Annotated in this window: 17 protein-coding genes; 8 read left to right on the top strand and 9 right to left on the bottom strand. The window is 64.0% G+C overall.

The genetic code is table 11. The features are described 5' to 3' along the window. Positions 1-128: 128 nt before the first annotated feature. On the bottom strand, positions 129-281 hold the full coding sequence (locus CFR78_RS16345) for a hypothetical protein (protein ID WP_181417542.1): 153 nt from the start codon (positions 279-281) through the stop codon (positions 129-131). Between the two features lie 32 nt (positions 282-313). Between CFR78_RS16345 and CFR78_RS13210 the strand changes: the two genes are divergently transcribed. Both CFR78_RS13210 and CFR78_RS13205 read left to right on the top strand, forming a co-directional pair. Continuing rightward, on the top strand, positions 314-508 hold the full coding sequence (locus CFR78_RS13210; RefSeq protein WP_007397564.1) for a DUF1656 domain-containing protein: 195 nt from the start codon (positions 314-316) through the stop codon (positions 506-508). Between the two features lie 12 nt (positions 509-520). Continuing rightward, on the top strand, positions 521-1,471 hold the full coding sequence (locus CFR78_RS13205) for an efflux RND transporter periplasmic adaptor subunit (RefSeq protein WP_007397563.1): 951 nt from the start codon (positions 521-523) through the stop codon (positions 1,469-1,471). A gap of 318 nt (positions 1,472-1,789) precedes the next feature. Here the strand turns inward: CFR78_RS13205 and CFR78_RS13200 are convergent, their stop codons facing one another. Further along, positions 1,790-2,017 (bottom strand): hypothetical protein, encoded by a 228-nt coding sequence (locus CFR78_RS13200; RefSeq protein WP_034931731.1) that lies wholly within the window; start codon positions 2,015-2,017, stop codon positions 1,790-1,792. Positions 2,018-2,228: 211 nt separating this feature from the next. Here CFR78_RS13200 and CFR78_RS13195 point away from each other — a divergent pair, with 211 nt between their 5' ends. Next, a complete protein-coding gene (locus CFR78_RS13195) occupies positions 2,229-2,726 on the top strand; it encodes a hypothetical protein (RefSeq protein WP_240471433.1) in 498 nt (165 codons plus the stop codon). Between the two features lie 142 nt (positions 2,727-2,868). Here CFR78_RS13195 and CFR78_RS13190 read toward each other — a convergent pair whose 3' ends face one another. Continuing rightward, positions 2,869-3,378: a nucleoside deaminase gene (locus CFR78_RS13190; protein ID WP_110581254.1), complete on the bottom strand. Its 510-nt coding sequence runs from the start codon at positions 3,376-3,378 to the stop codon at positions 2,869-2,871. Between the two features lie 449 nt (positions 3,379-3,827). Here CFR78_RS13190 and CFR78_RS13185 point away from each other — a divergent pair, with 449 nt between their 5' ends. Beyond that, a complete protein-coding gene (locus CFR78_RS13185) occupies positions 3,828-4,145 on the top strand; it encodes a helix-turn-helix domain-containing protein (RefSeq protein WP_007397556.1) in 318 nt (105 codons plus the stop codon). A gap of 85 nt (positions 4,146-4,230) precedes the next feature. Next, positions 4,231-4,566: a hypothetical protein gene (locus tag CFR78_RS13180; protein ID WP_110581253.1), complete on the top strand. Its 336-nt coding sequence runs from the start codon at positions 4,231-4,233 to the stop codon at positions 4,564-4,566. A 74-nt stretch (positions 4,567-4,640) separates the two neighbouring features. On the opposite strand, the gene CFR78_RS13175 is transcribed toward CFR78_RS13180, so the two are convergent. From CFR78_RS13175 to CFR78_RS13165, 3 genes are all read right to left on the bottom strand, one after another. Continuing rightward, a complete protein-coding gene (locus CFR78_RS13175) occupies positions 4,641-5,357 on the bottom strand; it encodes a M15 family metallopeptidase (protein WP_034931728.1) in 717 nt (238 codons plus the stop codon). A gap of 135 nt (positions 5,358-5,492) precedes the next feature. Further along, positions 5,493-5,723 carry a DUF2171 domain-containing protein gene (locus CFR78_RS13170; RefSeq protein WP_007397553.1) on the bottom strand — a complete coding sequence of 77 codons (231 nt, stop codon included), beginning with the start codon at positions 5,721-5,723 and terminating at the stop codon, positions 5,493-5,495. A 180-nt stretch (positions 5,724-5,903) separates the two neighbouring features. Continuing rightward, positions 5,904-6,362: a hypothetical protein gene (locus CFR78_RS13165; RefSeq protein WP_240471432.1), complete on the bottom strand. Its 459-nt coding sequence runs from the start codon at positions 6,360-6,362 to the stop codon at positions 5,904-5,906. Between the two features lie 214 nt (positions 6,363-6,576). On the opposite strand from CFR78_RS13165, the gene CFR78_RS13155 reads away from it, so the two are divergent. After that, positions 6,577-9,120, top strand: coding sequence for an excinuclease ABC subunit UvrA (locus CFR78_RS13155; RefSeq protein WP_034931722.1), 2,544 nt, complete (start codon positions 6,577-6,579; stop codon positions 9,118-9,120). Between the two features lie 107 nt (positions 9,121-9,227). Here the strand turns inward: CFR78_RS13155 and CFR78_RS13150 are convergent, their stop codons facing one another. After that, complete coding sequence (locus CFR78_RS13150) at positions 9,228-10,628, bottom strand: GntT/GntP/DsdX family permease (protein ID WP_034931720.1); 1,401 nt, start codon at positions 10,626-10,628, stop codon at positions 9,228-9,230. 273 nt (positions 10,629-10,901) lie between these two features. Here CFR78_RS13150 and CFR78_RS13145 point away from each other — a divergent pair, with 273 nt between their 5' ends. Then, entirely contained in the window at positions 10,902-11,081 is a 180-nt protein-coding gene (locus CFR78_RS13145) for a hypothetical protein (protein ID WP_034931719.1), read from the top strand. Between the two features lie 45 nt (positions 11,082-11,126). Here CFR78_RS13145 and CFR78_RS13140 read toward each other — a convergent pair whose 3' ends face one another. Continuing rightward, positions 11,127-11,651 (bottom strand): hypothetical protein, encoded by a 525-nt coding sequence (locus tag CFR78_RS13140; RefSeq protein WP_007397547.1) that lies wholly within the window; start codon positions 11,649-11,651, stop codon positions 11,127-11,129. 131 nt (positions 11,652-11,782) lie between these two features. Then, positions 11,783-12,394, bottom strand: a complete 612-nt coding sequence (locus CFR78_RS13135) for a hypothetical protein (RefSeq protein WP_240471431.1) — start codon at positions 12,392-12,394, stop codon at positions 11,783-11,785. 328 nt (positions 12,395-12,722) lie between these two features. Between CFR78_RS13135 and CFR78_RS13130 the strand changes: the two genes are divergently transcribed. After that, the gene (locus CFR78_RS13130; protein WP_034931755.1) at positions 12,723-13,667 is read left to right on the top strand and encodes a hypothetical protein; all 945 of its coding nucleotides are present in this window, start codon (positions 12,723-12,725) and stop codon (positions 13,665-13,667) included. Positions 13,668-13,785: the final 118 nt, after the last annotated feature.

Raw genomic sequence — 13,785 nt, 5'->3', positions numbered from 1 at the left:
CGACGCCATCTGGTCCGGGGTTAACCCCGGACCAGATGGCCAACAGCAACGCCGTCAGAAGGGCGGCATAACAACAACCGGGTATAGCTTATCAAGCCCACAAAACTGTCCGAACGGACGGGACCACCTCAGTAACCGCCCCCCTGCAACAGGCGCTGGATGCCGTGCCCGCCCCCACGGCGCAGTTGCCACCGCAGACGCAGGTCGCGGCGATAAACCTGCTGGCGGGGCTGAATGCGGTACTGCGGGGGTGGCAGGCGGCGGCGCCACGGTTGCGGCATTACGGCATTATCCGGACACGGAAGGCGGGCTGATGCGGCAGGTCGTGGATGTGGAGGGCGTGCTGGTTTCCGCCTTCGTCATGAATCTCGGGCTGGCACTGTGCACGCTGCTGGCACTGCGGGCGGTACTGTCATGGTTCAACCTGTGGCGGTTCGTGTGGAACCCGCCACTGGCGCAGTTTGGCCTGCTGATCTGCCTTGTCGGCCTGTATACCCTGATCCTGTGAGAGAATGCTGACGTGTTCGCATATGCAAATCGCCTTGTGCGCCTGGCCATTACCCTGACCATCCTGCTGGTGGCCGCCATCGTGGCCATCGTGCTGTGGGATTACTACACGGCCTCCCCCTGGACCCGTAACGGACAGGTCCGGGCACAGGTTGCCAATATCGCCCCACGCATTTCCGGCCAGATCAACGACGTGCGCGTGCAGGACAACCAGTTCGTCCACAAGGGGGATGTGCTGTACGTGATCGATCCGTTCGATTTCCGCGTGAAGGTGGATATCGCCACGGCGGCGGTAAACGAACGCCGGGCGGATCTGGAGTTCAGGACATCACAGTACGAACGGCGGCAGAAGATTTCGGGCGTTGCAGTATCAGGCGAGGAAAAGCAGCAGTTCGAGGCCGTAGCCCAGCAGGCGGAAGCCCAGTATGCCGGGGCGCTGGCCGACCTGAAGCAGGCACGCATCAACCTGGAACGCACCGAAGTCCGCAGTTCGATCAACGGCTACGTCACCAACCTGACCATGCGCGCGGGGGACTATGCCAATGCGGGGCAGGTGAACATCCAGGTCATCGATGCGGATTCCTACTGGGTGGATGGCTATTTCGAGGAAACGAAAATCCATTCCATCGCTGTTGGCGAACCCGTGCGGCTGGACCTCATGGGTTTTCATGAGCCGCTGTTCGGCCATGTGGAAAGCATTACCCGCGGCATTGCCAGCAACAACGCCGCATCTTCCATTCAGGGCCTGCCGGCGGTGGACCCGGTCTATACCTGGGTGCGGCTGGCACAGCGCATTCCGGTGCGCGTGCACATTGACAGCGTGCCACAGGGGCTGGTGCTGGCCGCGGGCATGACCGCAACCGTGACCGTGGTGTCGGAAGCGGGCAACCGCCGCCACATGTCCGTGCGCGATGCGCTGCGCCATGTGGGCGATGACATGCAGCATATCGCGGGCCATCGCTGACACGCCGCCCGCAGGTCTTATCCACAGATTCAGGGGACGAATATCCGGGCAACCCTGTGGATAGAAACAGCAGGAACCGGGGATAAGGTGCATGTTTTTCCCGACTCGTTGAGAGTCGCGTGGATTTTTTCTTAAAGGCTGTACCGGACACCCGGCCCCGGAAACGGCTGCAGGTCGTAAAGGGGTTTCTGGTAAGGCACTTGCCGAAAAGTCTCGAAAAATGCCGCCTTTTTGAAAAAAGGCAGCACTCGAAAACTTTTATTATTTTTTACCAATGCGTTATTTTAAAGCAGTTTGCCTACAGGGCTGCGGGCCTGCCTACCCATGCCAGCCCGGGGCCGCCGTGCCTTCGGGGGCGGTCTGGCCCGTACCCGGCGCGGGCGCTCCCAGCCGGTGGGCACGATAGAGCAGGCCATGCCCCAGCTTTTCAATCAGCATGCCCCGGCGTTGCAGCCGGGCATGGCTTATGGCGTACCCGATCTCACGCACGATCTGACCCCGCAGCACCTGCATCCACCCACGCAGGGCAAGTTTCCTCCGCGTCATATCGCGCGCTCCCGTTCACCACCAAGACAGTTGTTATGTTCATGGCAGATAGGCTTTATGTGCATAACATTCAAGGCAAGGTACATGGCCTGAAAAGTTATTTTTATTTAATTCCTGTCATGACACACCGGGCCTGCACGCTCATACAGGCCGCAGACCGGGCGCATCCATGATCACAATGGCCCGAACCACTCCGCCATGGGGGAATATCTTGCGTTACCTGTTCCTGCTCTGCGCCCTTGCATGCGCCTGCCTTCGCCCCGCTGCCGCACAGACACCACCATCACAGGTCATAAGCACCCTGTTTGCCGACAAGCTGACCATGATGGACCTGGGCCTGATCCGTGCCGAACGCGCCATGCAGCATGAAATTGACAGCCTGCCCGACACCTATGACAGCGACATGATGCCGGTGGCCGATTTCGACCCCAGGCGCAACAGCATCCTGGTCGGTATCTGGTACCAGAACCATGACAGCTTCACCCACGCGCAGTGCGACAGGCTGCTTGATACGGTCAAGAAGTCATTCGGCAGCCAGCCAACCACCATTATTGCCGCATGGTTCCGCCATCATGGCTATACCTCGCTACGCGACGCAGGGCAGTTCTATGTCGGGCTGCGCAACATAATCTGGCTGGTGGTCACCGACGGGGACCGGGCCTGCTCCTATTCCATGGCAACCGGACAGACGACCACGAACGGGTTCTGAAAGCCCGTATGCCTGAAGCCTGCAGATCATAAAGAAGTTTCTGGTGAAGCTTTTTCCAAAAGACTCCAGACCGTCGCCTTTTTGAAAAAAGGCGACACCCAAAAACTTTTATTTTGCAAATATAGTGTTTTTAAACAGTCTGTTATGCTTTCCCTTCGGCCCAGAAGCTACGTTGCAGTTCAGCGGCTTCCGCTTCCAGCAGGGGACCGATGACGGCTACCCTGCGCTGGCCTGCGTCAAACACCGTGCGGCATGGCAGGTCCAGGGTCGGGTTTTCCGGGTGGTTGCCGGTCATTGCCTTGAGGTCGTGTTCGCTCTGGCCATACACGACGCGGCCAATCCCGGCCCAGTACACCGCACCCGCACACATCGCACAGGGTTCGGCCGAGGTGTACATCGTGTAGCCCGCCAGTTCGGCGGGTGGAAACCGTTTTGAAGCCCGCGTGGCCAGCAGGCGTTCGGCATGGGCGGTCATGTCGCCCCCTTCCGCCGTATAGCCATTACCCTGTTCCAGCACCACCCTGCCCGTGGCATCGACCAGTATGCAGCCAAAGGGGTGGTCGCCCCCCTGCCGCGCGCGTTCGGCCACGGCAAAGGCGCGCCGCAGGAAATGTTCATGGTCCAGATCGGGCAGGATGGTCGGGTCGGTCATCGGGGCATCTCCATGCGAACAGGGCAGGTAGCCTTGATATGTGCCGGGTGCGCCGTCCATTTTCAAATGGAAATGGCTGGTCCGCATGGGCTCGGGATGCGTGATCGCCTGACGGGCCGCTTCCATCTCCCCATCAAGGGCGTCCACGATATCGTCCGTATCATACGGCCCCACAAAACGCGCGGCCGCCAGTTCGGCCCGGATCATGCCCAGACGCAGCAGGTACTGCCGGAGCTGGCGGACATGCCAGGCGACCCATGGTGGCTCATCGGGTGCGAATCGGGCATCGATGGCGGCCTGCGTGCAGCCATCGGGCAGGTAGGGATCTTGCATGGGGGACCTTTCCATTCGTGCGTTAAAAATACACAAATATTCTGAAGGCAACGATTTTTCGCACAGGCGCGCATTATTTCCTTGCCGTATGTGTGTTTTTTTAACACAGTTTGGGTATGAAAAATGCACACACCCACACACATGCCGCCCCCGCCCCACACCGCACCCGCCCGCCACGGCTGGACTGGGGCCGACTTGCCCCCTCGGTCGCACAACTGCGCCAGCAGGGATGCTCCACCCGTGAAACGGCCCGCAGGCTGGGCCTGAACATCAAAACGCTGGAGGCCCATCTCCGCCGTCACCGCATCCGCCATGCCATACCCATGGACCGGCCCGATCAGGTCCGCCGCACCTGCCTGAACTGCGACAGCGCCTTCGTGGCCGATGGCCGCTTCCTGCGCCTGTGCCCGGAATGCCGGGCCATGTTCGGTTAAGCGCGCTCACATTCCCGTGTGCCGGGAACCATCCCACCTGCCCTGCTGTTTCACACACAGTCTCTCAGCACAGGATTTACGGACCATGGGCACCCCGAGCCATTGCAGCACAACCCCGCCAGACAAAGCCCATGATCCCGCCCATATCCAGTTCCGCATCGCCCTGCATCATGATCGCGTGGTAACGGCACCCCGGCCGCTTACCCCCACGCCCGCATGGCGCAGCCTGCGCTCGATCGCCCTTCTGGGCCTGGCGCTGGCACTGGCGGGCACGGGCCTGAGCGCCTGCAAACGCCACCATGAGACGGCAGGCGAAAAACTGGATCATTTTGGTGACAAGATGCAGGACACCCTCGACCCACCAAAGGGTCCGGGCGAGAAGGCAGGCCGCACGATTGACCGCACATTGCACGACAATTAAGGGCCGCCTGAAACAGGCCATTGATAAAAAGGGACAAAAGTTTCCGGACAGTCCACCGCGACGGTACGCACCGTTCAGGGCGTGAGCGTGCGCCCAATCTCGTCGAAAGACAGGTCCATGACGGCATAATCCCGCCAGTCCCGGAAATCGAAGTGCCACCATTCCTCGGCCAGCGGTTCAAAGCCGCTGGCCTGCATGATGGTGGCCAGCAGGTCACGGCACCCACGCGCCCGCGCGCTGCCGCCCGCATACCCCACATGCGCGCGCGGGGTCATTTCATCAAAGCCGGATGGCATGGGAACAACCTGCCGGGTTGTCAGGTCCCACAAAGTCAGATCCACCGCACACCCCCGGTTATGGCGCGATCCATGGGCGGGATCACCCACGAAATCATACAGGCTTTCCGGCACCGCATGGCGGAACAGCGCACTGACATGCCATGGCCGGTAGGCATCATAGACCAGCAGGCCATACCCGTGCCGCGCCGCCAGCCCCCGCGCATGGGACAGGGCACGCGCCGCCGGGCGCTGAAGGAAGGCCCGCGCGGCGGGATAAACGGGAAAGCCCAGAAAGTTGCGGGCCGTGGCATAGCGGATATCCAGCACAAGGGCCGGGTCGAACCGGGCCAGGTCCACCAGGTCGGCCGCACGGCGCGCGGGGGCGAATACCGGCATGCGCAGGCCCGCGATGCTGGCCCGCAGCATGGCAGGCGTGGCGCGCAGGGGCACGCGGAACGTATCATCACCCGCCGCCATCAGCGGAGCGGGTACCGGGCCTGTCCTGTCCACCATGCCATGCCCCCACCTTTCCTGCCACCTGCGCCCGCGGGTGTCGGAGCGCGGGACATGACGGAACCCGGGGGCAAGCCTTTTTCAACACGCCCTGGCAGATACCCGGACATTCCTGTCGTATTACCGGAAGACCGTTCAGGCCGGCGGGGTGTAGGACTGCACGTCCTCCACCGTGTGGCTGAGCAGGATCTTGCCGTTATCGACAGACTGTACCCATGAGAGGGGAACATTGAAGGTGCTTTCCGCCGGGCCATCCACCGTAATCTGGATCGTGCCATCGGCGTTGACCGCCGTAAGCGTGCCCATACGGCCCGAACCGGCCGCAATCACGTCCTGACCCAGCATGGCCTGCGTTACATCTGTCATGAATTCCCTTCCATCACCCGGCATGGCACCACGCCTGCGCGCATGCCCCCCCTGCCGGGTTCCATCATCCGTATGGCATGCAGCGTACACATCTGCCGCCCCGTGCCAACCCGTTCAGAACCCGGCCCAGCGGACAGCATGCATGTCGTGAACACATGATACCGGCGCGGGTTGCCCGGCTCAGTTCACGCCAAACTGCTTGCGCTGGGACATGACCTGATTCAGGCGCTCATTGTAGCTGTGATAGGTGCCCTTGGGCACGCAGCCCATTTCTTCCAGATCTTCCAGCTTGATGCTGTCATTGAGCCAGGAATTGACCTCGTTGAAACTGATCTTCTGCGGTACGTCACGCCCGCTGAACACCACCGGGTCGTCCTGCCCCTGCACATAGCCGAATTTCATGTGCACGCTGCCTGCGGGCGTGTCATGCGCGGCCATCTCGCCACACACCACGGATGCGCCATCCATGCCGTGCACCGCCACATTACGGAACACCACCCCCGCGGGGTCCGGCTGGGTGGCGGCGACATGGCGCTCGGCCTCGGCCACGATGGGTGCCATGTTTCCCTGATGGGCCGCATGCGCCATGCCCGCCGAACACAGACAGAGGGAGACGCCCAGTATGATGACTCTTTTCATGCTTGTACCCGCCCGATCCTTCATGTCGTCATGACCCAGCCTTCCTGATGCGCCGCGCGGTGCCGACGGTCAAGCAGGGCCCCGGTCATACCCATATCGTCAATTATATAACGTTCGATAATACCAAACCCCGGCCATGCAAAATGATCTGGCGGCGCTATAATGACAGTCCGGAACCCGGTCCCGGCCGGGACAGCGCGCAAAGGCCATTTTCATGTCGCATGACTCCCCCGCCCCATCCCCTTCAGCCGACCCGCACAGCCGGGCGGATTTCGTGCAGGTGCGCGGCGCACGCGAACACAACCTGAAGAATGTGGATGTGGATGTGCCGCGCGACAGGCTGGTGGTGTTCACCGGGGTATCCGGCTCGGGCAAATCCTCGCTTGCGTTCGGCACACTGTACGCGGAAGCCCAGCGACGGTACCTGGAATCCGTCTCTCCCTACGCCCGGCGACTTTTCCGGCAGATGCCGGTGCCCGACGTGGGGGGCATAGAGGGGCTGCCGCCTGCCATAGCACTCCAGCAGCAGCGCGGCACGGGTACGGGACGGTCATCGGTGGGCAGCATCACCACGCTGTCCAACCTGCTGCGCATGCTCTATTCGCGCGCAGGGCACTACCCCGCCTGCATGCCGCGGCTGGAGGCGGAATCCTTTTCCGCCAACACGCCCATGGGCGCCTGCCCGCAATGCCACGGTCAGGGCCGCATCATGGACACCACCACGGCCCTGCTGGTACCTGATGACAGCCTGTCCATCCGCCAGCGCGCCGTGGCCGCCTGGCCTACCGCATGGCAGGGACAGAACCTGCGCGATATCCTGATTACCAAAGGGGTGGACGTGGACTGCCCGTGGCGCGACCTGCCACGGGAAACCCGCGACTGGATCCTGTATACGGACGAGACCCCGACCTATCCCGTCTATCCCGGCCTGGACCACGCCGCCGTGCAGCGCGCGATCAGCCAGCACATCCCGCCGGGCTATAACGGCACCTTTACCGGGGCGCGGCGCTATGTGCTGCACACGTTCGCCACGTCCCAGAGTGCGGCCATGCGCAGGCGGGCCGAACGGTTCCTGACCGCGACCCCGTGTCCCACCTGTCATGGCCAGCGCCTGAACCCGGATGCCCTGCGGGTTACGCTGGCGGGACTGAACATCGCGCAGATGACGCGCCAGCCGCTTGCCACCATCGCGCGCACGCTCGCCCCGCTGGCCGATGGCACGCTGGCGCTGGGCGCCACACCACAGGCAGGCGATGCCACGGCCATTGCAGCGCAACGGATGGCGGCCGACCTGATCGCGCGCATTGCGGTGCTGGAACGGCTGGGGCTGGGCTACCTGCAGGCCGACCGCTCCGTCACCACCCTGTCGCCGGGGGAATACCAGCGCCTGCGGCTGGGCACGCAGATCCGCTCCAGCCTGTTTGGCGTGGTTTACGTACTGGATGAGCCCTCCAGCGGGCTGCATCCGGCCGATGCCCACAACCTGCTGGATGCGCTGGAGGGGCTGAAGGCGGCAGGCAACTCGCTCTTCATTGTCGAACACAACCTGTACCTGATCCGCCGGGCCGACTGGATTGTCGATGTCGGCCCCGATGCGGGCACACGGGGTGGGGAAATCCTGTATAGCGGCCCGCCCGACGGGCTGCGCACGGTCCCCCTTTCCCGCACCGCGCCCTACCTGTTCGCGGGGGATGCGCCCATCGCGGGCGCCCCCCGCGCGCCCACGGGGTGGCTGAACCTTGCGGGGGTGACGTGGAACAACCTGCACGACCTGAGCGTGGAAATCCCGCTGGGCACGTTCGTGACCGTGACCGGGCTGTCCGGCTCGGGCAAATCCAGTCTGGTCAGCCAGGCGCTACCCGTGCTGGTGGCGCACGGACTGGGGCAGAAACTGGCGGCGGACCCGGATGAGGACAGCATTGATGACCTGCCCGAAGGCACCCCGCGCGGGCAGGTCACGGCGGGTGCGGACACGTTGAAACGGCTGGTCATGATCGACCAGAAACCGATCGGGCGCACGCCGCGCTCCAATCTTGCCACCTATACCGGCCTGTTCGACACCATTCGCCAGCTCTATGCCGCAACCGACATGGCAAAGGCACGCGGCTATGACGCCGGCCGCTTTTCATTCAACCTGCCCAAGGGGCGCTGCCCCACCTGTGAGGGCGCGGGCTCGGTCATGGTGGAACTGCTGTTCCTGCCCAGCGTGTATTCCCCCTGCCCCACCTGCCACGGCACGCGCTACCGGCCCGAGGTGCTGGAGGTGACCCTGCGCGGCAAGTCCATTGCCGACATACTGGCCATGACGGTAGATGAGGCCGCCACCTTCTTTGCCAACACTTCTGCACTTGCGGCCGCCTTTGCCACATTGCAGCAGGGCGGGCTTGGCTATCTCAAGCTCGGGCAGCCCGCCACCGAACTGTCGGGCGGCGAGGCACAGCGCATCAAGCTTGCGACCGAACTGCAGAAACAGCGCCGGGGGCATACGCTCTACATTCTGGATGAACCGACAACCGGCCTGCACCCGGCGGATGTGGACCGCCTGCAGATACACCTGCAATCGCTGGTCGATGCGGGGCATACGGTGGTCGTGGCCGAACATGACATGCGCGTGGCGGCAAGGGGGGACTGGATCATCGACATGGGGCCGCAGGCGGGCGAAGGCGGCGGCCGGATCGTTGCCGCAGGCACGCCGCATGATGTTGCCCGCAACGCGGCAAGCAGGACCGCCCCTTACCTTCTTCCCCTGACAGGTTGAAAGCATAAAGACGTTTTTGGTGAAGCCTTTTCCAAAAAGCTTTAAAGGACGCCGCCTTTTGGAAAAAAGGCGGCACCCGGAAACTCTAGCTTTTATCCATCCCCCGCTCAGGCAGGCAGCACGGCCCACAGCGTGGCCACACCGGCGAAGACCAGCACGGAGGCAATGAGCGTCATCACGCTCCAGCTCCGCAGCCCCTCACGCACGCTGACGCCGCACATGCGGGTTACGATCCAGAACCCGGCATCATTGACATGGGACAGCCCCATGCCCCCCGCCCCCATGGCCAGCGCCATCAGTGCAAGATGCGTCTGGTCCAGATGCAGCCGCCCGATCATGGGGCCAAGGATGCCTGCCGTGGTCATGAGGGCCACGGTGGTCGGCCCCTGCGCCACGCGCAGGATCATGGTCAGCACGAAGGCCAGCACCAGCAGCGGCAGGCCGGTCGCGGCCAGCAGGCCACCCAGCGCATCCCCCACCCCGCTGCCCACCAGCACCTGCGCAAACGCGCCCCCCGCCCCGGTAATAAGGATGATGATGGCCGTGCCCGGCAGGGCGGCCGCCACCACATCGGACACGGTGCCAAGCGCCATGCCGCGCCGCAGCCCCAGCAGCCACGCGCACAGCACCACATCCAGCCCCAGGGCAATGAAGGGGATACCCACAAACACCAGCACGGAACGCAGGCGCCCCGGCGCCATGAGTTCACCCGCCAGCGTGCCCCCCACCATCAGCAGGACCGGCACGGCAATCACCAGCGCGATCTCGCCAATGCTGACCGGCCGCTGCTGGCTGGCCTGCATGAACAGCCGGGCCGGGCCGTCCGCCGCGTCATGATTACGGGTGGCGTTGCGCGCCTCCTCCACCACAGCGCGGATATCGGGCGTGCAGCCAAAGGGCCGGGCCATGATCGGGCGCGTCAGCACATAGGTCAGCCCCGTGGCCACGGCGGCCAGCGGCAGGCCCAGCAGCAGCATGTGCCCCGCCCCCACGCCCAGCGCGCCCGCCACCGCCACGGCACCGGGATGGGGCGGCAGCAGGGCATGCACGGTCAGCATGGTCACCGCCATGGGGATGCCGAACACCGCGGGCGCGCGGCCCGTCTGCCGCGCCATGCCATAGACCAGCGGCATGAGCATGATGACGCCCACTTCAAAGAAGACCGGAATGCCCACCCCGAAGGCCGCGATGACCAGCGCCAGCGGCACATGGGCGGCACCGACGCGGCTGACCAGCCGGGCCGCCACCACGGCCGCCCCGCCGGAAAGGTCGATCATGCGCCCGATCATGGCCCCCAGCGCCACGATAATGGCGATATGGCCCATGGTGCGGCCCATGCTGCCCTGAATCGAATCGGCCAGCTTCGCCACCGGCATGCCGGTCAGCACCGCCACCGCCACCGCGACACCCAGCAGTGCCACGAAGGGATGCAGCCGCGCCCACAGGATCAGGACAAGAAGAAGGGCAATGGAGCCAAGGCCGGTCAGGATCAGCGCGAGCGGAGTCATGGACGAATCCCGTGCGGAAGGGAGACCATGCAGGCATGGCCAAACGCACCTTATCGGGCATACGGTCATACCCCGCAACGCCGCCGCGCATTAAAAGCATATCATGCATGGAAAATGGCGGGGAAAAGCCGTTTTCCGCTTCCTATCCACCTGCTTTCGCGCTGCCTGCAATTTTCATGCTTGACAGGCCCGTGCCCTGTCCGCATTACGCGCCACCGCTCACGAACCGCAGCCGCTTTTTTGGGGCCATGCCACGCCCCGGGACGTCACGCCATGACACGCATGCTTACCCCGGCCCTGCCTGCCACGCGCAGCCCGTTCACGCACCATACGCTGGCGCGTGTGAAAACGCTCATGCGCGAGATGTGGATCGTGCCCATGGTGGTCATGGGCAGCCTGCTGTGCGGGAGCGGTTTCACGCTGCTGTCCCGCCTGCTTGGCCACGCAGGCTAGGCTTGTCCCCGCCCCGGCAGGAGACGGGACGGGACCCGGAATGGTTCAGCGCGCCACATGACGGGCAGCGGATGACGGATGCCCCTTTGGCGCGGGTTCGGCCAGCCAGTGGATGCGGGCATTGCGCAGTTCGAAATTACGCTGGCCCTGTACCCCCATGTCCCCGAACGGATCATAGACCACGCCGCTGACCTCGGCCCGGCACTGCGGCTGCTGGCCGGTGTCGCCACAGATCTGCTGGGCCCTGCGCAGCGAGGCGTCCTCCATGGTCGGGCCATCCAGCGGGACAGTGCCGTTCCAGTCCACCTGGCCCGGCAGGTCCGCAATACGGAACGCGGCGCAGTCCGCCCCCCCGGAATTGGCCGAGGTGATATAGCACCCCTCTATCCGCACGGGCCTGCCCACATACCGGGCCGCCTGGGTCTGAAACGCCGCGACATCAAGGACAGGCGTGGACGCAGGGGGTTCGGCCGGGGGCTTCGGCGCGCGCGCCAGCGCAGCACCGGAAAGTGGTCCCGTAACCATAATGGCGAGTCCCGCCAGCACGCCAAGATGAAACCGTCGCCTCACGTCCTGTATTCCTTCCATTGGGTATCAGCCATCGCTGACAGTCACGGCCGGAAGTTTCCGCCATACAGGCCCGCCTTGTCACCACGGCGCAACGTGCGGGCAGCCATGCACGCGCAACCGGCGCGACAGGGCTAGAAAGGAGACGCCTTCTGCCCCGCGCCATGCCCCAGATCGGCAAAGTGCTGGGTTTCCGCACATCCACGGAAGCGGTCAAGCACGGGAACGCTGCCCACCAGATTGACGCTGAGGGTGGTGCGGTCCCCGAATTTCACTACCGCCATGCGCGCGCCCGCCATGGCATCGAGCAGCGGGGCCAGTTCCGTGGGCGCGATATCGGCCGACAGGGTGGTGGCATCATTGGCCTGCATGTGAAAGACGCGGCTATAGGACCCCACGCTTACGGTCATGTCGCCCTTCTGGCCGCTGGCCAGGGTCCAGTGGTCATCCGCGCTGCGCACCTGCAGCGAATCGGCATCAGCGCGGAACATCAGGATCTCGCTTTCGGAGCCTGCGATGCACAGGTCGGTATGCACACCGGAATCGGGCGTGTGATGGATGGCCACCCAGCCCCCCGCGCGTTCATCCACCAGCATCTGCGACGGGCTGGGGCTGGCGCTCTCGTCCTCGGGCAGCATGGCCACCGGCACGGCGCGCGGCTTCTCATCATAGGACTGGGCCATGGCCGCCCCCGGAACGGCGGCAAACGCCAGACAGCCCACAAGCAGGTTCAGTTTCCTGTTCACTTTGCGACAATCCCCATTGCGACAGAGACCGACGAATCGGAGTTATGGAACATAATAATCACAGTCGTGTGATATTGACATATAATGTCACAATCGTGGCAAGAAAATATCCCTGCCGCCCCCTGCGGGCATGGATTTCCTCATGATGTCTGGTCATGGCCAATATGCGACAAAGCATGTCATGCTTCCAGCGCGATGCGTGCCACGTTGCCCGATGGAATAATAGTAAAGAAGATTTTCATTTTCCCACCCGGGCCGACGCACTCCCGACCGGCGGCATTGGCCAAGGGGGAGCGGTATCGTTATCATGCCGCCCGCAATGACATTCATGCACAGACGGAAGGAAAAAGCCGGGATGCGCCTGCTACCTGCTGCCATCCTGGCAATCGGGACCCTATGCGCCATGTCACCGGCCCGCGCGGCCGATCCTGACTGGATCTTCGCCAATAGCGGACCAGGCGGCCAGCCCATGGTCATGTCCCATCAGGGGTCGCTGGATGTCATGTTCTACCGCTCCGCCAGCGGCACGATCGGCATTGCCATCCATCAGCGCCACGGACGTTACCGCAACCCGCGGGGGGTGGAGACGGCCATGCTCATGATCGGCAAGTTCACCGTCGCCCTCCAGACCTTTCTTGATGGCCAGAAATGGGACACCGCGGGCGGCGACCTGAAGCCCGACACGGTGCCCGACATGGTGGACGCGCTGAAGGCCGCCGCCACCGGGGCGCTGGTGCCCTTTGAGCATGATCCGGTTTCCTTCTCCGTCCGGGGGGCGATGGCGGCGCTGGATGACCTGGCGCAATACGCAAAGGCCCATGGCGAAAGCCTGCCCCCGCCGCTGGAGCCCGCGCCCGCGGCACATCCCGCGCCGGGGGTGGACATAGAAAAACTGGCCCATCACCCCTATGATACCCAGCACGGGCGCAGGCTGGTCCTGCCGCAATATGATATTGCCGCCAATTGCGGGCGCGCCCATATCGAGATGCAGGATACCGACGGGGAATGCATTACCGCCGAGCAGAAAAGCCAGGCGGCCCTGACCAGCCAGTGGGCACGGTATGACAGTGACCTGAAGGGGGCCTGCCTGTCCCTGGTCAGCGATCCGGGCCGGCTGGAGAAATACCAGGCCCTGCTGATGTGCCTGTCACGCTATCAGGATGACCGGCGCCAGTGGCAGCTTGTATCAGGCTCCAGCGGCAGCGATGACATCCTGCCCGCCAAGCCCACGGCCCAGACGCCTGCCCCGGTCCCCACGCCCGCATCCCCCTAGCCGCCATCGTGTCCCGGGGCTGCCGCCACGGGCCACCTGCCCGGACGCCACGCGGGGCTGTCCACAGCGGGGCCAGCGCGCATTTTTACCTGTTTCTTAAGCCATACGGTTGGGGGAC

Origin of the sequence: Komagataeibacter rhaeticus (assembly GCF_003207855.1) — a bacterium.
Classification (GTDB): domain Bacteria; phylum Pseudomonadota; class Alphaproteobacteria; order Acetobacterales; family Acetobacteraceae; genus Komagataeibacter; species Komagataeibacter rhaeticus.
Note: the sequence above shows the minus strand (reverse complement) of the source record. Positions and strands in the feature narration are given on the sequence as shown.

Excerpts from the sequence above, each read along its gene's own strand:
- CFR78_RS16345 (WP_181417542.1), bottom strand. The coding sequence starts at position 281 with ATGCCGCAACCGTGGCGCCGCCGCCTGCCACCCCCGCAGTACCGCATT.
- CFR78_RS13210 (WP_007397564.1), top strand. The coding sequence starts at position 314 with ATGCGGCAGGTCGTGGATGTGGAGGGCGTGCTGGTTTCCGCCTTCGTC.
- CFR78_RS13200 (WP_034931731.1), bottom strand. The coding sequence starts at position 2,017 with ATGACGCGGAGGAAACTTGCCCTGCGTGGGTGGATGCAGGTGCTGCGG.
- CFR78_RS13190 (WP_110581254.1), bottom strand. The coding sequence starts at position 3,378 with ATGACCGACCCGACCATCCTGCCCGATCTGGACCATGAACATTTCCTG.
- CFR78_RS13185 (WP_007397556.1), top strand. The coding sequence starts at position 3,828 with ATGAAAAATGCACACACCCACACACATGCCGCCCCCGCCCCACACCGC.
- CFR78_RS13180 (WP_110581253.1), top strand. The coding sequence starts at position 4,231 with ATGGGCACCCCGAGCCATTGCAGCACAACCCCGCCAGACAAAGCCCAT.
- CFR78_RS13175 (WP_034931728.1), bottom strand. The coding sequence starts at position 5,357 with ATGGTGGACAGGACAGGCCCGGTACCCGCTCCGCTGATGGCGGCGGGT.
- CFR78_RS13170 (WP_007397553.1), bottom strand. The coding sequence starts at position 5,723 with ATGACAGATGTAACGCAGGCCATGCTGGGTCAGGACGTGATTGCGGCC.
- CFR78_RS13165 (WP_240471432.1), bottom strand. The coding sequence starts at position 6,362 with ATGAAAAGAGTCATCATACTGGGCGTCTCCCTCTGTCTGTGTTCGGCG.
- CFR78_RS13155 (WP_034931722.1), top strand. The coding sequence starts at position 6,577 with ATGTCGCATGACTCCCCCGCCCCATCCCCTTCAGCCGACCCGCACAGC.
- CFR78_RS13150 (WP_034931720.1), bottom strand. The coding sequence starts at position 10,628 with ATGACTCCGCTCGCGCTGATCCTGACCGGCCTTGGCTCCATTGCCCTT.
- CFR78_RS13145 (WP_034931719.1), top strand. The coding sequence starts at position 10,902 with ATGACACGCATGCTTACCCCGGCCCTGCCTGCCACGCGCAGCCCGTTC.
- CFR78_RS13130 (WP_034931755.1), top strand. The coding sequence starts at position 12,723 with ATGCACAGACGGAAGGAAAAAGCCGGGATGCGCCTGCTACCTGCTGCC.